The sequence below is a fragment of the Enterovirga sp. CN4-39 genome, assembly GCF_049446235.1.
In the GTDB taxonomy this organism is placed as follows: domain Bacteria; phylum Pseudomonadota; class Alphaproteobacteria; order Rhizobiales; family Beijerinckiaceae; genus Enterovirga.
Genome location: NZ_JBMSEF010000001.1, coordinates 539,534 through 557,761 on the forward strand (window position 1 = coordinate 539,534; position 18,228 = coordinate 557,761).

20 protein-coding genes are annotated in these 18,228 nt (G+C 66.6%); 6 read left to right on the forward strand and 14 right to left on the reverse strand.

The window, feature by feature from the left end; genetic code table 11:
* Positions 1-40: 40 nt before the first annotated feature.
* Positions 41-826: a GntR family transcriptional regulator gene (locus ACO2SS_RS02670; RefSeq protein ID WP_423276002.1), complete on the reverse strand. Its 786-nt coding sequence runs from the start codon at positions 824-826 to the stop codon at positions 41-43.
* Between the two features lie 160 nt (positions 827-986).
* Between ACO2SS_RS02670 and ACO2SS_RS02675 the strand changes: the two genes are divergently transcribed.
* Both ACO2SS_RS02675 and ACO2SS_RS02680 read left to right on the forward strand, forming a co-directional pair.
* Complete coding sequence (locus ACO2SS_RS02675) at positions 987-1,220, forward strand: hypothetical protein (RefSeq protein WP_423276003.1); 234 nt, start codon at positions 987-989, stop codon at positions 1,218-1,220.
* Between the two features lie 210 nt (positions 1,221-1,430).
* A complete protein-coding gene (locus ACO2SS_RS02680; protein ID WP_423276004.1) occupies positions 1,431-2,123 on the forward strand; it encodes a helix-turn-helix domain-containing protein in 693 nt (230 codons plus the stop codon).
* 58 nt (positions 2,124-2,181) lie between these two features.
* Here the strand turns inward: ACO2SS_RS02680 and ACO2SS_RS02685 are convergent, their stop codons facing one another.
* Positions 2,182-3,102 (reverse strand): LysR family transcriptional regulator, encoded by a 921-nt coding sequence (locus ACO2SS_RS02685; protein WP_423276005.1) that lies wholly within the window; start codon positions 3,100-3,102, stop codon positions 2,182-2,184.
* Between the two features lie 108 nt (positions 3,103-3,210).
* Between ACO2SS_RS02685 and ACO2SS_RS02690 the strand changes: the two genes are divergently transcribed.
* Genes ACO2SS_RS02690 through ACO2SS_RS02700 form a run of 3 tightly spaced genes read left to right on the forward strand, consistent with a single transcriptional unit; the run spans position 3,211 to position 4,822 of the window.
* Positions 3,211-3,948 (forward strand): SDR family oxidoreductase, encoded by a 738-nt coding sequence (locus ACO2SS_RS02690; RefSeq protein WP_423276006.1) that lies wholly within the window; start codon positions 3,211-3,213, stop codon positions 3,946-3,948.
* 44 nt (positions 3,949-3,992) lie between these two features.
* The gene (locus ACO2SS_RS02695) at positions 3,993-4,463 is read left to right on the forward strand and encodes a carboxymuconolactone decarboxylase family protein (protein ID WP_423276007.1); all 471 of its coding nucleotides are present in this window, start codon (positions 3,993-3,995) and stop codon (positions 4,461-4,463) included.
* Complete coding sequence (locus ACO2SS_RS02700; protein ID WP_423276008.1) at positions 4,460-4,822, forward strand: Atu4866 domain-containing protein; 363 nt, start codon at positions 4,460-4,462, stop codon at positions 4,820-4,822. The genes ACO2SS_RS02695 and ACO2SS_RS02700 overlap by 4 nt, the downstream gene beginning before the upstream one ends.
* 86 nt (positions 4,823-4,908) lie before the next feature.
* Here the strand turns inward: ACO2SS_RS02700 and ACO2SS_RS02705 are convergent, their stop codons facing one another.
* The 3 genes from ACO2SS_RS02705 to ACO2SS_RS02715 form a co-directional block, all read right to left on the reverse strand.
* A complete protein-coding gene (locus tag ACO2SS_RS02705; protein WP_423276009.1) occupies positions 4,909-5,889 on the reverse strand; it encodes an MBL fold metallo-hydrolase in 981 nt (326 codons plus the stop codon).
* Positions 5,890-6,221: 332 nt separating this feature from the next.
* Positions 6,222-6,830 (reverse strand): DUF1269 domain-containing protein, encoded by a 609-nt coding sequence (locus ACO2SS_RS02710; RefSeq protein WP_423276010.1) that lies wholly within the window; start codon positions 6,828-6,830, stop codon positions 6,222-6,224.
* 346 nt (positions 6,831-7,176) lie between these two features.
* Positions 7,177-7,611 (reverse strand): chorismate mutase, encoded by a 435-nt coding sequence (locus ACO2SS_RS02715; protein WP_423276011.1) that lies wholly within the window; start codon positions 7,609-7,611, stop codon positions 7,177-7,179.
* Between the two features lie 466 nt (positions 7,612-8,077).
* Between ACO2SS_RS02715 and ACO2SS_RS02720 the strand changes: the two genes are divergently transcribed.
* The gene (locus ACO2SS_RS02720) at positions 8,078-9,034 is read left to right on the forward strand and encodes a c-type cytochrome (RefSeq protein WP_423276012.1); all 957 of its coding nucleotides are present in this window, start codon (positions 8,078-8,080) and stop codon (positions 9,032-9,034) included.
* Between the two features lies 1 nt (position 9,035).
* On the opposite strand, the gene ACO2SS_RS02725 is transcribed toward ACO2SS_RS02720, so the two are convergent.
* From ACO2SS_RS02725 to lpdA, 9 genes are all read right to left on the reverse strand, one after another.
* Positions 9,036-9,569: a c-type cytochrome gene (locus ACO2SS_RS02725; protein WP_423276014.1), complete on the reverse strand. Its 534-nt coding sequence runs from the start codon at positions 9,567-9,569 to the stop codon at positions 9,036-9,038.
* Positions 9,556-10,455 (reverse strand): cytochrome c oxidase assembly protein, encoded by a 900-nt coding sequence (locus ACO2SS_RS02730; protein ID WP_423276015.1) that lies wholly within the window; start codon positions 10,453-10,455, stop codon positions 9,556-9,558. The genes ACO2SS_RS02725 and ACO2SS_RS02730 overlap by 14 nt, the downstream gene beginning before the upstream one ends.
* Entirely contained in the window at positions 10,452-10,787 is a 336-nt protein-coding gene (locus ACO2SS_RS02735) for a hypothetical protein (RefSeq protein ID WP_423276016.1), read from the reverse strand. The genes ACO2SS_RS02730 and ACO2SS_RS02735 overlap by 4 nt, the downstream gene beginning before the upstream one ends.
* 17 nt (positions 10,788-10,804) lie before the next feature.
* Complete coding sequence (locus tag ACO2SS_RS02740; RefSeq protein ID WP_423276017.1) at positions 10,805-11,407, reverse strand: cytochrome c oxidase subunit 3; 603 nt, start codon at positions 11,405-11,407, stop codon at positions 10,805-10,807.
* Entirely contained in the window at positions 11,404-13,311 is a 1,908-nt protein-coding gene (ctaD, locus tag ACO2SS_RS02745) for a cytochrome c oxidase subunit I (RefSeq protein WP_423276018.1), read from the reverse strand. Before ctaD ends, ACO2SS_RS02740 begins: the two co-directional genes overlap by 4 nt.
* Positions 13,308-14,327 carry a cytochrome c oxidase subunit II gene (coxB, locus tag ACO2SS_RS02750; RefSeq protein ID WP_423276019.1) on the reverse strand — a complete coding sequence of 340 codons (1,020 nt, stop codon included), beginning with the start codon at positions 14,325-14,327 and terminating at the stop codon, positions 13,308-13,310. The genes ctaD and coxB overlap by 4 nt, the downstream gene beginning before the upstream one ends.
* Positions 14,324-14,743, reverse strand: coding sequence for a c-type cytochrome (locus tag ACO2SS_RS02755; RefSeq protein WP_423276020.1), 420 nt, complete (start codon positions 14,741-14,743; stop codon positions 14,324-14,326). The genes coxB and ACO2SS_RS02755 overlap by 4 nt, the downstream gene beginning before the upstream one ends.
* A gap of 116 nt (positions 14,744-14,859) precedes the next feature.
* Entirely contained in the window at positions 14,860-16,641 is a 1,782-nt protein-coding gene (locus tag ACO2SS_RS02760; protein WP_423276021.1) for a PQQ-binding-like beta-propeller repeat protein, read from the reverse strand.
* Between the two features lie 195 nt (positions 16,642-16,836).
* Positions 16,837-18,228: a dihydrolipoyl dehydrogenase gene (gene lpdA / locus ACO2SS_RS02765; protein ID WP_423276022.1), complete on the reverse strand. Its 1,392-nt coding sequence runs from the start codon at positions 18,226-18,228 to the stop codon at positions 16,837-16,839.

The following is an 18,228-nucleotide window of genomic DNA, read 5'->3' on the forward strand; positions in this document are numbered from 1 at the left end:
TACGGCGACCTGAGAACGCCGGGGCGGCAGCCGGCCGGGATCAGACCTGAGCTTTGTGCTCGTAGCGCCAGAGGTTCGGGCTGCCGGTCCCGTCCCGCGACATCGAGAGCCGTACCTCATACTGGTCCGGCCGATACAGCGCGCTGAGATACTCGATCGGCCGGCGACGCTCGTCGCGAACGGTGCGCGTCAAGGCGATCAGCGGCTGGCCGACCTGAATTCCCAGCAGAGGCGCGGAGAACGCGTCCGCCAACTTCGCGGTGATCGTGCTGTCGGCCGAATCGACCCGAGCCCCGCCCCGTTCGAGAAGCCGGATAAGTGATCCCGACGCGAGTTCGTCGCGAGAATAAGTGCGCCCCAGTCCGGCAGGAACATGTGTCGTCAGAAGCGAGACCGGCACCCCTTCCCGACTGCGGGTCCGGACGGCCTTCTGGACGGACTCGCCCTCCCCGATCTCGAGCGTGGCGGCGACCATCGGGGAGGCCGGGATGTACTCGAACGAATGCAGAGTGACGGCGGTGAATTCCGCATAGGATGACAGGTTGTCCGCCAGCCCCGACAGCTGCCCCGTGATCGGTGTTCCGAGAGCACCGGTGCGGGCGAAGGTGCCTCGGCCACGCCGGCGTTCGATGAGGCCATCCGCAGTCAGCATCTCCATGGTCCGGCGCACCGTGATCCGGGATACGCCGTGCTGCTTGGAGATCTCCAATTCTCCGGGAAGCGGCATCTCCGCCGGGAAACGCCCCTCCTCGATCTGCTGTCGCAGCACGAGGTAGAGGCGGTGATAAAGCGGAACCGGCCCGGCGCCCTGATCGTCGCGATCCATGCTGCGGCCTTAGCATGTCCTACGAACAAGACATATAGCAGTCGGGCAGGGAACAAGCCGCTACGTCGATGATCATTCTTGGAAGCGAATGCTCCCAGGCGAGCCAAAAAGGCGATAAGAATTTATTGAAATCGACCCGTCGCCGGCAGAACTATGGAGCATGAAACAGGCACTGCGGGATGTGGCCCAGGACCACTTCGGCGATGCGGCCCTCCAGGAAGGCAATCTGGAGAGGATCACACCTCCGGATCGCCGCACCTGGGTCGCCGTCCTTGCGTTCTGGATCATCGTTATCATGCTGGTTGCCGCCCGCGTCGGAGCGCAGCCGCCTGGCGAGACCGCGGGCCCGATCGTGCGCGGCATGTCGGCGGCGACAAACCTCGTCCCCGCCTGAACTCGGCTCGACGTGTCCGCACTTCTCTGCCCGCGCACCACGGAGCCGCTTGCGCTGGATCAATTGCCGGTCGGGCGGTTGCGGGTATGAGGATCGGTAGGCTGCGGCTACGTGATCGTACGTAAGGGCCGGTCCTTACGCAGTGGCCCCGAATATCGGGCCAGATCCTCGCTCGGTACCTCTCTCATCAGGCTTGAGATGAGGACGCCGATGAGACCCCAAGTAACATCTCAGAACCCCGTTGCGCCGACTGGTGCGTCCGGCCTGCCGACCGCGAGCGTCGTCGAAATCGGGCTATTCGCCGGCTGCCCGGAGCTCATCGGCTCGCCCTTCGCGTATGCGCGGGAAGAGGAGATCTACGGCGACGGCGAGGATACCGAATACGTCTACAAGATCGTCTCGGGCGCGGTGCGGACCTGCAAGATCCTTGGCGACGGTCGGCGCCAGATACATGGCTTCCATCTGCCGGGTGACCTCTTCGGCTTCGAGCCCGGCTCGGCCCACCGGCTCACGGCGGAAGCCGTCGCAGATACCAAGGTCCTGATGTTCAAGCGCCGGCAACTCGAGCGGCTCGCCAAGCAGAATGTCGAGGTCGCGTGCCAGCTCTGGACCATGACGGCGAAGAACCTTCAGCATGCCGAGGAGCACATGATCCTTCTAGGCCGCCGCACGGCGCTGGAACGCGTGGCCGCCTTCATCCTGGAGATGGATGCTCGCCTCGGCGGATCGGGAGCAATCGAACTGCCGATGTCGCGCCGCGACATTGCCGACTACCTGGGCCTGACGCTCGAGACGGTGTCCCGCTCGATGTCCCAGCTCCAGACCGATCGCTCGCTCTCCCTCTCGGGGGCCCGGCGTATCGTGCTGAACAAGCGTGCGATCGGCGGGCTCGTCGAGAACTGAGGCTGGCGCCCGCCTGCCGCCGCGCACTGAAGCTGCAGCCCGGCGGCGGATTGTCTGCTTACACTGAGTTGTCACGATTTCGGAGCGGCCGGGGGCTGCGCTTCAGGTAATCGACGAGCGATCTCAGCGCGCCCGCCATAGTGCGGCGGCTCGGGTAGTACAGAAAGAAGCCGGGAAAAGGAGCGCAGAATTCCTCCAGCACGGGCAGGAGAGCACCACTCATCAGGTAGGGGCGAAACGTCTCCTCCAGCCCGCAAGTAATCCCCACCCCGGCACGGGCGAGCCGCACCATCACAGCCATGTCGTTGGTGGTTACGTGCGGGTCGACTTCGACCGAGACATCACGGCCGTCTACCGTGAATTCCCACCGATACGGCGCCACGTCGGGGCTGGGTCTCCAACCGATGCAGTGGTGGTCCACCAGATCGCGCGGGTGTGCCGGAGCCCCTGCACGGGCAATGTAGTCCGGAGAGGCAACTGCGAGCTGACGCTGATCGGCGGATACTGGAACGGCGATCATGTCGGCCTCGATCACCTCTCCCAGGCGCACGCCAGCATCGTAGCCCTCGGCCACGATGTCGAACTCGGCATCGGTCACGACGACGTCAAGCCGGATCTCGGGATGAGTGATCAAGAAGCCGGCGAGCGCGGCTCCGTCGAGGAAGCTCTCGGCTATCGAGGAGACCGCGAGACGCAGCCGGCCGCCCGGGCGGCCTCCCGCCTCTGCGACCGTCCTCAAGGCGCCCCTCAGATCGGACAGGCTAGGGCCGGCAACCTGCAAAAGCTGCATTCCCGCTTCCGTGAGGTGAACGCTGCGGGTGGTTCGGTGAAAAAGCGCAATCCCGAGATGCTCCTCCAGCTTCCGGATCGCTTGGCTGACCGCAGAGCGCGTGACACCGAGGCGCTCGGCCGCGCGGCGGAAACTCAACGTCTCTGCGACGACCACGAAGGTTGCGACAGCTTCGATCTCGTCCCGCATTGGTTAGCCTAGCTGAACGGCCCGTCCCCGATCTGGGGCTCGATCGTGTCCAGTCCCTCGCTAGATTCCTCCTTAAGCCGACACAACCGGGACAGAAGGATCAGTGGAATGGCACAGGGCATCAGCGGCAAGGTCATTGCCATAACGGGTGCATCGAGCGGCATCGGAGAGGCCGCGGCGAGGGCGCTCGCCGCAGCAGGCGCAAAGGTCCTGATTGGGGCCCGGCGCGCTGATCGCCTTGAGGGCGTAGCGGCCGAGATCGAAGCGGAAGGTGGTACGGTCCGCCATCGCTCACTCGACGTCACCGACCGCGACGATGTCGCCACTTTCGCCCGCTTTGCGGCCGAGGAGTTCGGCCGCCTCGATGTGATGATCAACAATGCGGGCGTGATGCCCCTCTCTCCGCTCGCCAGCCTCAAGGTCGAGGAGTGGGATCGGATGATCGACGTCAACATCAAGGGCGTTCTCTATGGCATCGCCGCTGCGCTGCCGATCATGGAAACGCAGGGATCCGGCCAGATCATCAACCTGTCCTCCATCGGGGGGCACTCTGTCTCGCCGACCGCCGCGGTCTATTGCGCGACGAAGTTCGCGGTGAGGGCCATCTCGGATGGTCTTCGGCAGGAGACGGATCGGATACGCGTCACGGTGATCTCGCCGGGCACGACGACCTCGGAACTCGCCGACAGGATCTCCGACGAGGTTGCACGCGAGGGGATGCGAGCCTTCCGGGCCGTCCAGATTCCCGCAGCCGCGATCGCATCCAGCATCCTTTACGCGGTCGCCCAGCCTGATGACGTGGACGTCAGCGAGATTTTGGTTCGGCCGACCGCCAGCCCGCACTGACTCACGGGAATTTCACAGCCACGACAAGGGAAAGGGAGAGAGAGATGACGAGAGTTGCCCACCTTCCGACCGGCATCCTTGCCGCAGCCGCCCTGCTGGCGGTTCCGCAGGCAAGCGTTGCTCAAGGCAGCGACGACGATCGACGCCGCCGCGGTGCAGAGGTCGTGCGATCGCTGAACAACGGCCAGCCGCAGCCGGCCCTCGAGAACCTGCGGCGGGAGTTCCCATTCCTCGCCGACGCGACGGAGGCCTACGCGCTTGGGGACGTGTGGTCCCGTCCGGGACTCGAACCGCGGGCGCGCCAGATCGCGACCGTTGCAGCCTTTGCTGCGCTCGGACACGGCGCGTTCATGAAGGTCCACGCCGGATATGCTCTCAACTTGGGCGTGACCGAGGAGGAACTGAAGGAGGTCGTCTACCTCACGACCGTCCATGCCGGTTTCCCTCGGGCGATCCAGGCCGCGGGCGTTTTATCTGAGCTCTTTGCCGAGCGCAGACGGGGACCCGCGCAATGAGGGCAGCGCAGGTTCTCGCGAGCAGCGCGGTCGCGGTCGCGCTGTTCACCCGTTCGTTCACGGCACCGCCAAACGCTTCGGCCAACCAGAGACCGACCATGCAAACGGACCAGCAGGATGCCGGGCACCCCTATGCCGGCATGTGGGTGACCCGCGACGGAAATATCCGGCACGAACTGCTTCCGAATGGCCGCTACGACGAGGCGCGTGGATCGCGACAGAGCGCCTATCGCGGCCGCTACGAGGTCCGCGGAAACGAGATCTTCTACTGGGACGACACCGGCTTCACGGCCGACGGCGTGTTCGTTGACCAGAACCAGCTTCATCACGGAGGCATGACGTTCTTTCGCAAGCCCTAAGAGCCTCAAGGCTTTCCCGGACGAGGTCGCGGAAACTGCGACCTCGTCCTCGCGCACGCCGAGGATGGCACCCGGCGGGTTCGCGATCACATCTCCATTTTCATGGGCTCGGGATAGTAGCGGAAGCCTTCGCCTGCCTTCGCGACGTGGCCGATCCCCGGCCAGGCGAAGTGATAAGCAAGAATCGGGACGCGCTTCTCGGAAAGGATGGTCAGCATCTTCACGCGTGTTTCGGCGGATTGCGCAGGGTCTGTGTCGTACGCGAACTGCGTGCGAGGCTTCTCCATCAGCAAGATCGGGTGGTGTGTCAGGTCACCGATATAGCAGAGCTGATTGTTGCCGTTAGTGATCATAAAGATCATGTGCCCGACCGTATGCCCCGGGGCCGCAAGCGCCGTGATGCCTGGCAGGAATTCCTGGCCGTCCTTGATGAATTCGAGCCTGTCCCGGATCGGCAGCAGATTCTTCCGCGCGGTATCGAGGAACACCTTGAAGTCCTTCGAGACCTTGTTCTCATCGGTCCAGAAATTGAAATCTGCCTCGCTGATGTAGAATTTTGCATTCGGGAAGTGCGACTTCCCGTCGTCGCCCACGCAGCCGCCGCAATGGTCGATATGAGCATGGCTCATCACCACGGCGTCGATATCCTTGGGGTCGATCCCCGCCTGCTTCATCGTCGCGAGAAGCTTGCCTGTAGTCGGCCCGAAGAGCTGCAGCGTCCCCATCCCGGTGTCGAACAGGACCAGGCGATCGCCGGTGTTCAGGATGAGCACGTTCTGCTCGAGGACCGCGTTCGAGGTCGGAAGGAAGTTGTCGGTGAGTTGCTTGTCCATCTCCTGCGGGGAGAGGCCGGTGAAGTTGGTGTGCGGATTGCCGAGCGGCAGCGTGCCGTCCGACACGATCGTCGCCTCGCCATTGCCGAACTTGAAGCGGTAGAAATATGGGGCGGGTGTTCCGGCCAGCGGGGCCTTGGCCAGCGCCGCCCCAGGATAGCCTAGCGCAAGCGCTCCCCCGCCGAGCGCGGCGCCCACGAGCGCATGCCGGCGCGTGAAGGTGCTGTCGTTCATCTAGAACCTCCTCGATTTCGTTTCCTCGAGCACACCCTCTTCTGCAGCCGCCAGTACCTGGGTGCGGGGCCGGGCGTCGGATGCGAGCTTACCTTAGCCCGGGAAGATGTCGCCCGTTCGCCGGCGAGGGTCTTGGCAACGAGGAATGCAAGGAGATCAGAGCTCGACCACTGACAGGAACCGTGAGTACGCCGCTATGGCGCTCGGAGAGCGGCTGCCGCGACTTGCGCGGTTTCCTGGGGGGCAGCCGAGCAGACCGCTCATAAACAAGCGGGCGTGTGGCCTCTGCTGGAGCAGGTATCTCCAGCAGAGGCCACACCCAGCAGCAGAGGTTAGACAGAATAGGTCGCCGACGAGGGAGCCGAACCGGCCTGTGCGCCGCCGGAGGAGCCTGAGGAGCTAGACGAGCCAGAGCTGCCCGGCATGCTGACGCCACCGCCGGAGAGTGCAGCCTGGAGCCGCTTCTCTTGCTCCGGGGCCAAGGAGGAGCGGATCACGTGGCCGCGGAAATTGGAAATCTCCTGGAGCACCTTATCCGGCTGCGCCTTGCGGATCAGCACGAACAACGCCGACGTGTTCGGTTGCAGGGTCTCACCGAGCTTGCGGATGAAGCCGTCGTCGATCCCGTAATCACTCAGGCTTCCGGATATCGCTCCCGCGCCCGCTCCTAGCGCGCCGCCGGCAACCAGGCCGAGTAGCGGATTCAGGAACAGCAGCCCGACGAGCGAGCCCCACATAGCGCCCCACAACCCGCCACCGGCCGCGCCGGTGCCGATCAGATCGACGCTCTGCTTCAGCCGAACCTTGCCGTCCGGCGCGCGGATCGCGATCACCGCGTCCTCCAGATCGACCAGATACTCCTTCTGCATCCGTGTGAGTTCGGTGAGCACCCGATCCGCTTCGTTCGGATTATCAAAGCCAATGACGATGAGTTCAGCCATGGGACCCTCTCTTGTGCGCGCGAGCGCTGCGCATTCATCGGGCGTCGTGAGGTCCGCATGACAATTCATGCCGTGCGCGGTCAGCAAACCTCGCTCAACAAATCCGGCTGACCACGCCAACGTTCCAGTTCGTCTGAAACGGATCTTTTCCCAGTCTATGCGTGCGCGCGATATTGCTTTCGAGACGCCGGATGATCGTGTCGGCCGAGCAGCGCCGCGAAATCTTCTGGTTAGTCGAGGCCTCGAACGGACAGGAGGTGGACGAATTCGCAGCGACTCTAACGGAGTCGAGGACGGGGACGGCCCGGGAACTCCGGGGTTCCACGATTGCGCCCGCGCCCGGGTCTCAGCGGGTTGGGTGTCGCATCATCTCGGCCGCGTCGCGGCGCTCGTCCTCCGTGAACCTCTCGATCATTGCGCGATAGGTCACCTCCGCGACATCGGGGTTCAGCTGACGTTCTGTCGCGAGGCGCCGCACCTTCCGGATGATCGCCTCGACCCGCGTCTTGTCCTCCACGGCAGCGGGGTTCTGCTTGAAGCGAGCCGCTTCATGAACATAGGCTCCACGTTTCGCCATAAGCTCGATGATCTGATCGTCGATCTGATTGATGTTCTCGCGCACCTCACCAAGCGTCTTGCAGCATTTCCCGCCATCGACACTGGGTGTTCCCCAGAATGCCGGCGCACCTTCGTCCGCGCACTGCTGCGGAAATGCGTTCGTGCCGCCCAAGACAGCAGAGCCGACAACGAAGAGATATCTAGCGGTGCGCAGCGTATTCATTCTATTCCTCGGGTACTGGAGGGCAGGTGGCTGGATCCAGAATCCGGCCGCCCCCGATCGGGCTCATCGAGCCGGCCCTACGGTGGAAGCCGTTGAGGGCACTCTACTGCGAAGCGAGCTTGGTGAAGCCCTCTCTGTTCATCTTGCTGCAGGACTCTGCCGGCGCGCGGCGCCGACCTCGATGCCCAACAATGCTCAAACTCGCGCCGCGCCGGAAGCGTTCGTTCCGGATAGGGCCAACGCAAAGGCTGCATGACCTAACTGCACCGATCGGGCGCTGTGCTTCCGCGCCTGGGCTCTCTCGGAGGGAGTCAAGCCGAGGATGCGCTACCCCGGCGAGGAACCATGCCGATGGTGTGGATCTCTCTTTAGCGCTCAGGCGTATTCCTGAGGCACCGGGCGGACTCTCGTCGGTGGAGCGGGTCGCGAGTTGGCCGGGGTGACGCCAAAAGCGAGACTGGTTCAGTTGAAGAAGCGCGCGGTCATCCTCGTCGGTTTAGCCCTCGCCGGCGCGGGTGCGGGCTTGGTCGCTTGGCACTTGTCAGCTCCTCGACCGGCCTTCTCCGCGGCCGACGAGGTCCGGCTGAGCGGAGGCGATGCCCTCAAAGGCAAGCTCGTCTTCGATGCCGCGCAATGTGCGTCGTGCCATTCCTCGCCTGGACAGCCCGACCGCCTCCGGCTGGGTGGCGGCATGGCGCTCCCGACGCCTCTGGGAGCGCTCCGCCCGCCCAACATCTCGCCGCACCCGATCGACGGGATCGGCAGTTGGACCGCCGTGGAAGTGGCCAACGCGGTCTCGAGCGGGGTGTCGCCCTCCGACCAGCACTATTACCCGGCGTTCCCGTACACGAGCTACGTGAGGATGGAGCCGGGCGATCTCAGGGACCTCGTCGCCTATCTCCGCTCCCTACCCCCGGTAGAAGGCCGCACGCACCCACACGACCTGCCGTTCCCCTTCACCATTCGCCGTGCCCTCGGGCTGTGGAAACTGCTCTTTTTCGACCGCAGCCCCCTCCCCGCCGAGCCGGCACGCAGCGAGGAGTGGCAGCGCGGCCGGTACCTGGTCGAGGCGCTCGCGCATTGCGCGGAGTGTCATTCGCCTCGGAACCTTGCCTATGCCGTGAAGGATGGGGAGCGCTTCGCGGGCGGGCTGAACCCCGAACAGGCCGGCAGTGCGCCGAACATCACGCCGGATCGGATCGGAACCTGGTCGGAGGCGGCCATCGCTGAAGTGCTGACGAGCGGCCGCACACCCGACCTGCGCTATGTCGGTGCGACGATGGCGGATGTGGTGACGAACCTGGCGGAGCTGCCGGCCAGTGACCGCGCCGCCATGGCCGCCTACATCAAGTCGCTTCCCGCCCTCCCGACGCCAGACGAAGCGAAGCACCAGCGCTTTCCGCGGGTCAGCGAAGGGCGCTGATCTATCGCGTATAAAGGAAGGCGGCGACGTCCCGCGCTTCCCCTTCGTTGATCCCCGTCGCGGGCATGGCGGAGCGAGGGGAGATGGATTGCGGTGCGACGATCCAGCGGATCAGCGTATCGGCATCGTGGCGTGCGATGCCACCGACGTAGACCCGGGAGCGCATGCCGCCGAGCGGGCCCGCTACCTTTCCGTCTGCTCCGGGCGCGCCTGGGATCGTGTGGCAGCCGCCGCATCCGTATTTGGTGATGAGCGCCGGAGCTCGGCTCGGATCGCCGCGGGTCAACGCCTTGGCGACCTCCACAGCCTGGGCTTCGCTCTGCCAAGTGCGCCACCCTATGGCGGCCAGCGCCACTCCGGCCGAGCCGAGCAGGAGCCCCAACCCGAGGCGGTGGGGAAGTGCGCTTTGCGGCGCGCGCGGGCCGTCCTCGGCTATCTCCTCGGGCGGCGGGGAAGCGGGCCTGAACCGTGCCGCAAGCCGAGCCGCGAGGAGCGTGCCGGCCAGCGTGGCCAGCTTGAGCCTAGGAGAAGGCATGGCGCTTGAGCCTGGCCTGGCCCGAACCCCTGATCCAGAGTCCGATGAACGTGATCGCCGCGCCGGCGTAGACCGTTCCAGCCGGAACCCACATCACGAGCCCCGCGAGTTGCTGGTCCTCGAGCGGCGTCAGCCCGCAGATCGCCGCCCCGGCCGTTTGCCCGGCGTAGACGACCCGGGGCGCAAGCGCGATCAATGCGCCCAGAACGCCCGTGTGGATCATGGTCACAAACAAGTGCCCGCAGGCCGCGCCCGGATCGCTGCGTCGGATGAGCGCCCACCAGAAAAGGAGCGCAGTCGCGAGGAAGCTCGCATGCTGCAGCCGGTGCAACGTCACGTCGACGACCGTCGCGTCGAACAGGACAGGGATGTGCCAGATCCAAATCGCCGCCCCGTGCATGATCGTCGCCACCGCGGGGCGGCTCAGGGAGGCCCACAGCTTCCTGACGGGGGTGGCCCTGCCGAGAGCTCCGAGGCCGCGCCGGATACGCGGGGGCAACGCCCAGAGGAAGGCCCCCACGGGCCGCGCCAGCGCCAGGAGGGGCGCAGCGACCGCCATGACGATCTCATGCTCGATCATGTGAGCCGTGAAGAGGCGCTCGCCCAGCCAGTGAAGCGGTGAGGTGAGCGCGGCCGCGAGGGCGAGGAATCCCGCAGAGTAGGAGAGCACCTGCCATGGACGGATCCCACGGCCGACACCGGCGCGGGACCACAGGACCGTAGTGCCGAGGAGGTACAGGGCGCCGGACAGCAGCAGTGGCACGACCACGAAGGGATCGAACGTCCAGCTAGGCGGGGCGTCTACCGGCCCGCCATGAGCGGCGGCGGCCACGGGCGCCCCGATCGCCAGCACCGTGGCGAGCGTAGCAAGAGACTGCCGCCTCACCGCTCGCAGCCCGTCAGAAGGATGCCCGAAAGCGCCTGGAGCAGGAGCGCATAGGCGAAGATCGCCCCGGTAAGGCACCCGAGGATCGCCACGAACCGGCGTGTCGCCGGATACGCACTCTCGCCCGCAACGTCCGGCGCTGCGCCTGTGCTGCGCCAGGACAGGTAGACCGAGAGCAGCGTGAGCGCCACGCCAGCAAGCGGCGCGGCCGCGCTGGTGTGCAGCCCGGAGCGGCAGTCCAGGTAGGGAAGAACCTGGGACAGCTGCATATTCGCGGCCCATACGGAGGGGCCGACCAGCAGCCCCGCGCAGGGCAGGACGTTTGCGAGCAAGAGTGAAGATGCGGACTTCACAACCATGACGGCGCATACAGGCAGGCGTAGATCGGCAGCCATGTGAGAACGACGAAGTTCCAGTACATGGCGTTGTCTTGAACGTCCCCGAACCGGCGGGAGTTCGCGCCGTGCCTGGTGAACATCATTGCGGCGAGCACCAGCGTGTCCGCGACATCAGTGAGAAGATGGACCGTGTGGAGGGCCAGGAGCGTCCAGACGACGGAGCCGTAGGCGTTGCTGTCCCAGGAGATGTTGAGGGAGGCGAACTCGAACCCCCGCGCGATGAGCGGAAGAATGCCGAGAACGGACATGACCACCAGGCCGAACCGGACCTTTCCCAACTCCTCGCGCTCCGCCCAGCGGCCGACGAGATAGTTCGGGACCACGCTCACGAGCAGCAGGAGTGTGACGACAATCCCGGGGCCGACAGCGGGGGGCGGCGCTCCGAACGGCCAATCCGGCGCGAGCGACCGGAGGTACAGATAGACGGCGATCAGCAGAGCGAAGCCTGCCCCTTCCAGCAGCATGAAGACGAGGGTTCCCCACCAAGTGGGGCTCGCGCTCCCCTTCCCGTGCAGCGGAAGGCCGGAGAGGTCCGTCACGACGCGCTCGTTCACGCGTCGTCCTCCGGCGTGCCCTTCGGCCAGAACCAGCCGATCAGGGTGATCGCCACCGGGATCGCACCCCAGACGACGGCCCAAGGCGTGAAGATCGAGCCTATCAGCATCACGCTCGTCGCAAGCGCCGCCCAGAAGGGCCAGATCGAGTCTCTCGGCGAGGAGTCTCGCGCCTCCGGGACCGCGTCTGCGACCGACGTGATGACGAGCTCGCGCCGGTCGACGCGCAGGCCTGCTGCAACCGGGAAGACCTCGCGCTCCTCCCACAGGGGGCTCTGCCCGGTGACGACCGGGATGCGGGCAAAGTTGTAGGCAGGTGGCGGCGACGTCGTTGCCCATTCGAGGCTGGGAGCCCCCCACGGATCGTTGCCGGCCGGAGCACCCCGCCGCGCGCTGCGGACGGCGTCGATGAAGAACAGGAGAAAGCCGAGCGCGAGCATCATGGAGCTCAGGCTCACGAAGAGGTTCAGCCCGGCCCAGGGGACGTCGGTCTGATACGTGTAGACCCGCCGGGGCATGCCCTGCAGCCCGAGCAGATGCATCGGGAAGAAAGCGAGGTTGAACCCGACGAAGATCAGGCCGAAGACCCAGCGGCCGAGCCGCTCGCTCATCATCCGACCAACGATCTTCGGATACCAGTAGTAGATCGCGCCCAGGAGCGGGAACACGGCCCCGCCGATCAGGACGTAGTGGAAGTGCGCGACCACGAAATACGTGTCGTGCACCTGAGTATCGAACGGCACCGAGGCCACCATCACGCCGGTCATGCCGCCGAGCACGAAGGTGAAGAAGAAGGCCAGGATGAACAGGAACGGGGTCCGGAAGACCGGCCGGCCGCCCCAGATCGTGGCGATCCAGCAGAAGATCTGCAGGCCGGCCGGCACCGCGATCGCCATCGACGACGCCGTGAAGAAGCTCTCTCCTAGGCGCGGCAGGCCCGTCGTGAACATGTGGTGCACCCAGAGCCCAAAGGACAGGATGCCGATCGTCACCATGGAGAGGACGAGGCCGAGATAGCCGAACACCGGCCGGCGCACGAAGGCCGGCAGCATGGAGGAGACCATGCCGGTCGCCGGCAGGAAGATGATGTACACCTCCGGGTGGCCGAAGAACCAGAACAGGTGCTGCCACAGGAGCACGTCCCCGCCCTCGGCCGGGTTGTAGAAGTGCGTCCCGACGAGCCGGTCCAGGATCAGCGTGGTCGAGCCCACCATGATGGCCGGCATCGCGAGCATGACCAGGAAGGACGTGACCAGCATCGCCCAGACGAAAAGCGGCATGCGGTCGAGCGTCATGCCGGGCGCGCGCTGTTTGAACACGGTCACGACGATCTCGACCGCGACCGCGAGGGCCGCAATCTCCGTGAAGGTGATCATCTGTGCCCAGATGTCGGCGCGCTTGCCAGGGGCGTATTGCGGGCCCGACAGCGGGACATAGCCGAACCAGCCGATGTCCGGTCCCATGTCCAGCGCGAAGGATACCCAGAGGAGGATCCCGCCGAAGAGATAGATCCAGTAGGAGAAGGCGTTGAGGCGCGGAAAGGCGATGTTCCGGGTGCCGACCATCAGGGGCACCAGGTAGACGGCCATGGCCTCCATCACGGGCACGGCGAACAGGAACATCATGTTCGCGCCGTGCATCGTGAAGACCTGATTGTAGAGGTCGGGTCCGATCACCCGCCCTTCGGGCCGGGCGAGCTGCCATCGCATCAGCAGCGCGAGCACGCCGCCCAGCAGCAGAAACACGAACGCGGTGAGAATGTAGCGGCGGCCGATGATCTTGTGGTCGACGGTCGCGAGGGCGCCCCAGAAGCCGGGCCGCGTGCGCCACGTCGCGGCGAGGCGCGCGTCCAAGGCGTCGCGCGTCAGATCCGTGTCGAGCGGGGGGCTCGCGGCGATGCTCATTTCAGACTGGCCATGTAGGCGGAGACGGCCCGCAGTTCGTCCGCCGAGAGCGGCACCATCGGCATCTTGCTCCCCGGCTTGATCGTCTGAGGGTCGGCGATCCAGGCGGCCAGGGCGCCCCGGGTGGTCGGAAGCGTGCCCGCCGCGATGGTCTGCCGGCTCGCGACGTGGGTGAGATCAGGCCCGACCGTCCCGTTCGCGCGGGTGCCGCGGATGGCATGGCAGGCGGCGCAGGCCTTCGAGGTGGCGACTTCGCGGCCGGCGGCCTCCTCCTCGGTTGCGGGCGAGGCCGCTTCCCGGAGCTGCCCGTCGAGCCAGCTCTCGAACTCCTCCGGCGGCAGCGCCACGACGACCATCGCCATGCGGGCGTGCTGCATCCCGCAGAACTCGGCACATTGCGCCCGGTAGGAACCGGGTCGCTCGGCCGTGAAAGTCAGGATGTTCTCGCGCCCCGGAATGAGGTCCTGCTTTCCGGCGAGGCTCGGAACCCAGAAGGAGTGGATGACGTCGCCCGAGCTCAGTTCCAGCCGCACCGGCCGGCCGACCGGAACGCGGATCTCATTGGCGGAGATCATGAAACGGTCCGGCGAGCCAGCCGTGTAGGTCACCTCCCACCACCATTGGTATCCCCGCAGGCGAATGACGAGCGGATCCCCCCTGCCCTCGCTCAGCGAGCGGGTCGCCACGAAGCTCAAGCTCGTCAGGACCGTGATGATGACGATCGTGGCCGCGAGAGCCGCGAGCACGACCGTCTTCTTCCGGCGCTCTGCGCGAGGCTCCGGCGCGAGCGGAGGATCGCCCGGCTGGGACGCCAGCCCCCGGCGACGCCACAGCGCGACGCCGAGCGTCAGCATGACGAGGAGCCAGACCGCGCCACAGATCGCCGTGAAGAACCAGATCAGCCACGCCAGCGAGGCAGCATTCGGCCCCTGCGGATCGAGCGCCGATTGCGGTCCCACGCAGCTGGCAGCCGTGAACGCCACGGCAGCCAGGGCAGAGATGCAGGCCTTCCTCATCGGCTGGGGGGAGTGCCGAGATCGGCTGCGGCCGGCGCCCGGTTCTCGGCCGGGCGAGACTGCATCTCGTCGTTCCGGCTCGGCGCTCCGGTCACGGCGCTCGCCCGGCCTATGGACCGGACATACCCGACCAGCTGCCACATCTGCTCGGTCGTGAGCTTGTCGCCGAAAGCCGGCATCCCGTTCGGACGCCCGTCCCGAAGGGAGACGAAGACGGAAACCGGGTCAGCCCCATAGCGCCACCACCCATCCATCAAGGCCGGCCCGGACGCGCCGCCGCCATCGGCATGGCAGCCCTTGCAGTTGAACCACGCGTAGAGACGCTTTCCCTCGCCAAGATTGTAGGCGTTGCTCTCGTAGGGTTCCCCGAGCGCGGACAGCACATCCGGCGGCGCCCCCCCGATCCGGTTCGCCATGGGGGCCACCTGACCGAGCGCGGCGAGAACCGGAGGGTCGAGCCTGACCTCGCGTTCCTCACGCTGACAAGCGGACAAAAGAGAGAAAACCGCCACGGAGGCGGCTGCGACCGGTTTCACGGGAGGGCGAACAGGTACAGCGCGCCGCTCGCGTCCTCCGGCGGAGGCAGGCCGCGCAGCAGGTTGCCGAAACCCCGGCCCGCGGTGGCATCCCGAACGTCGACCTCAAGCCCGGCATTCGGCCCCACGGACCCGCCTCGGCCCGCGACCACTGCCACGTAATCGCCCCCATCTGGACCGCGAAGAAGCACTGGAGCGCTGATTATTCCCGAGGAAAGCTTCTGCTGCCATAAGGGAGAGCCGTCGCGCTCGTCGACCAGTTTGAGATAGCCGTCCAGCGTTCCGTACAAAACCGACCCTCCCGGGATCGGGAGCGGAGCTCCGAGCAAGGGCCATTGCTCCGCTACCGTCCAGGCGGGCTTGGCCTTGTCGAGGCGCCAAGCGACGAGCGCGCCCCGGCCGCCCTCCCGAGAGCCCTTCACTCGGATGTTGGCACCCAGATACGGGGTCCCGGCGACGTAGTTTGCCGGCCGGATCTCGATATCCATGCAGAGGCGCGAAGAGGCGATGAACAGCGTCTGCCCATCACTCGATAGCGACGCGCCCTCTGAACTGGTTGCCCCGGTGAGCGAGGGGCAAACATCCCGGCTCCTGGACCCGAGCCGCGTTCGCTTGTCGTCGTTGGCGAGAAGCGTCCCCGTCTTGAGCTCGACGCCGCGGCTCGCATCGACCGGGACGAAGGGCTGCGCGGACAGCACTTCTCCTGTGAGGCGGTCGAGCACGTAGACATAGCCGTTCAGGCCGGCATGGATCAGGAGCTTGCGATCCTGCCCCTTCCAGCGGCGATCCGCCATGAAGAGCGGTCCGGTTCCGCTCACGCCGTGGAGGTCGTGCGAAGAGAGGCCATAGAACCACCGGGCCGCCCCGGTCCGATCGTCACGCGCGAACAGGCCGGAGGTCCACCTGTTGTCCCCGGGGCGCTGATCCGGGTTGAGCGGCGCCGGCCGTCCTGTGCCGTGGAAGATGAGGCCGAGGCCGGGATCATGCAGGATCGGACCTGAGACGCTACCGCCGCCGCGCTCCCAGGCGCCGGGTGGCCAACTCCTGACCCCCGCCTCGGCCTTCCCCTTCGGCCCGTAGGCGGGTGCGAAATCGGCCCCGATCCCGACATCCTCGTCCGGCCCGGTACTGTAGCGCGTCCAGAGCGTCCGGCCTGTCGACGCATCCAGCGCTCTGAGCCAACCGCGGGCGCCGTAATCGTCGCCCGAATTGCCGACCAGGATCTTGTCGCCGGCCACGACCGGAGACGAAGCGAGCGTCTCGCCGTTTCCTCCCCCCGCGGTCCTGACGGCCCAGACGGGGTGCCCGGTCCCGGCGTCTAGCGCGATCGTGCGACCGTCGACGGTGTTGAGGTAAATGCGGTCCGCGGACAGGGCCGGCCCCGGAATGCCGAGCCCACAACACGCGGTCCCCTCCGCCATCCGGTCGGCTTCGGGCTCGAAGTGCCAGTCCGGCTGCCACCCTCCCGATCCCAGTCGAAAGGTCAGGAGCTTGTGCGGGAAAGGGGTGAGGAGCAGCAGTCGATCTCCAGCGAGCCTCGGAGACGCAAGGTGTGCCCCGGGATTGCCTGTCTTGAAGGTCGAAACGAGGCGTAGCGCCCGAACCTGTTCCTCTGGCTCGCGCGCCGGAGCGGTCTTCAATTCGCTCTTCGGGGAAGTGTCGCCTGGATTCTCGCTCGCGGGTCGGGATCGCACCTGCGCATGCGGGCTGATCGCCCAACCCTGTGCAAGGCTGAGCGACAGCAATGCGGCGAGGGCAAGAACTCCGGTCCTCGTCACAGCACCTCCGCCCCCGGCGCCAACGCGAGCGAAACACGCCGACCCCGGGGAAATGCACCTTGGCGTCGACGCAGATAACGTGGCCACCCCAGGCCGGGTTCGTGCCGGCGCCTCGGACGGCTCAGGGTCCTTGTGCTCCAGCGGAGTGGCGGGGCCGTCGAGCCTTCTCGAAAAAAGATCCGGGACCGGAAAGGCTCACATATGCAGGCCCTGCCCCAGCCCGGTGAGGCTTGCCTCGTGGAAGGCTTCGCCAAGCGTCGGATGGGCGTGGATCGTGTCCGCGATGTCTTCCAGCCTGGAGCCCATCTCCAGCGCGAGTCCGAAGGCGGCTGAAAGCTCCGAGACGCCGGCCCCCACCGCCTGGATGCCGAGCACGAGGTGGTTGTCGGCCCGCGCGACGACGCGCGCGAAGCCCTCGTCCGAGCCGAGCGTCATCGCGCGCCCGTTCGCCGCGAAGGGGAACTGGCCGATGCGCGCCTCGATCCCAGCGGCGCGGGCTTCCTCCGGCGACAGGCCGACGGACACGATCTCGGGATCCGTGAAGCACACGGCCGGGATCGCGGCCTTCTGGAAGAGACGCTTCCGGCCGGCGACGATCTCCGCGACCATGGCGCCCTGGGCCATGGCGCGATGCGCAAGCATCGGCTCGCCCGTGACGTCCCCGACCGCCCAGACGTTGCGCATGGAGGTCGCGCAACGCTCGTCGATGCGGATGAAGGGCCCGCTCATGTCCAGGTCGAGCTGGTCGAGGCCGAAATCGCCCGTGCGCGGCTTGCGGCCCACCGCGACCAGGATCTTCTCCGCCGCGATCTCCCGCACCGCGCCGCCGCTCTCGACCCGGAGAGCGTCGCCGCCCTCCGAGAGGCCGGCCGCCCGCGCCCCGAGCAGGACCTCGATCCCAAGCCCCGCGAGCCGGCGGGCGACCGGGCGGGTAAGGTCCGCGTCGTAGAGCGGGAGGATACGGTCGGCCATCTCGACGACCGTGACCCTGGCGCCGAGCTTTGCGAAGGCGATGCCGAGCTCGAGCCCGATATAGCCGGCGCCCACGACGGCCAGCGTGCCCGGCACGGCCGGCAGCGACAGGGCCTCGGTGGAGGAGATCACGTTCCCGCCGAACGGCAGGTTCGGCAGCGCCATCGGTAGCGAGCCGGTCGCGATGACGACGTGCTCGGCGGAGACCGTGTCCACGCCGGTATCCGTCTCGACGCGGCAGGTCTTGCCGTCCGTCATGCTGCCGCGGCCTCGGACGATCTTCACGCGTCCGCGCTTCAGGAGCGATGCCACGCCGGCGTTCAGGCGCGCCACGATCCCGTCCTTCCAGGCGACCGTGCGGGCGAAGTCGAGCCGCAGCTCGGCGACGGTGACGCCGAAGGGCGAGCCGCCGGCCTGCCCGACAGCCGCGTGGAAGGCGTCCGCCGCATGGATCAGCGCCTTGGACGGGATGCACCCGACATTTAGGCAGGTGCCGCCGAGCTTCTGCTCCTCGACGAGCACGGTGTCGATGCCGAGTTGCCCGGCGCGGATGGCCGCGACATAGCCGCCCGGACCGCCGCCGAGCACGAGAAGCCTGGTCGTGATCTCCGTCAT

Bases quoted from the DNA above. Each gene is read 5' to 3' on its own strand.
- ACO2SS_RS02670 (WP_423276002.1), bottom strand. From the start codon at position 826: ATGGATCGCGACGATCAGGGCGCCGGGCCGGTTCCGCTTTATCACCGC.
- ACO2SS_RS02675 (WP_423276003.1), top strand. From the start codon at position 987: ATGAAACAGGCACTGCGGGATGTGGCCCAGGACCACTTCGGCGATGCG.
- ACO2SS_RS02680 (WP_423276004.1), top strand. From the start codon at position 1,431: ATGAGACCCCAAGTAACATCTCAGAACCCCGTTGCGCCGACTGGTGCG.
- ACO2SS_RS02685 (WP_423276005.1), bottom strand. From the start codon at position 3,102: ATGCGGGACGAGATCGAAGCTGTCGCAACCTTCGTGGTCGTCGCAGAG.
- ACO2SS_RS02690 (WP_423276006.1), top strand. From the start codon at position 3,211: ATGGCACAGGGCATCAGCGGCAAGGTCATTGCCATAACGGGTGCATCG.
- ACO2SS_RS02695 (WP_423276007.1), top strand. From the start codon at position 3,993: ATGACGAGAGTTGCCCACCTTCCGACCGGCATCCTTGCCGCAGCCGCC.
- ACO2SS_RS02700 (WP_423276008.1), top strand. From the start codon at position 4,460: ATGAGGGCAGCGCAGGTTCTCGCGAGCAGCGCGGTCGCGGTCGCGCTG.
- ACO2SS_RS02705 (WP_423276009.1), bottom strand. From the start codon at position 5,889: ATGAACGACAGCACCTTCACGCGCCGGCATGCGCTCGTGGGCGCCGCG.
- ACO2SS_RS02710 (WP_423276010.1), bottom strand. From the start codon at position 6,830: ATGGCTGAACTCATCGTCATTGGCTTTGATAATCCGAACGAAGCGGAT.
- ACO2SS_RS02715 (WP_423276011.1), bottom strand. From the start codon at position 7,611: ATGAATACGCTGCGCACCGCTAGATATCTCTTCGTTGTCGGCTCTGCT.
- ACO2SS_RS02725 (WP_423276014.1), bottom strand. From the start codon at position 9,569: ATGCCTTCTCCTAGGCTCAAGCTGGCCACGCTGGCCGGCACGCTCCTC.
- ctaD (WP_423276018.1), bottom strand. From the start codon at position 13,311: ATGAGCATCGCCGCGAGCCCCCCGCTCGACACGGATCTGACGCGCGAC.
- coxB (WP_423276019.1), bottom strand. From the start codon at position 14,327: ATGAGGAAGGCCTGCATCTCTGCCCTGGCTGCCGTGGCGTTCACGGCT.
- ACO2SS_RS02755 (WP_423276020.1), bottom strand. From the start codon at position 14,743: ATGGCGAACCGGATCGGGGGGGCGCCGCCGGATGTGCTGTCCGCGCTC.
- lpdA (WP_423276022.1), bottom strand. From the start codon at position 18,228: ATGACGGAGATCACGACCAGGCTTCTCGTGCTCGGCGGCGGTCCGGGC.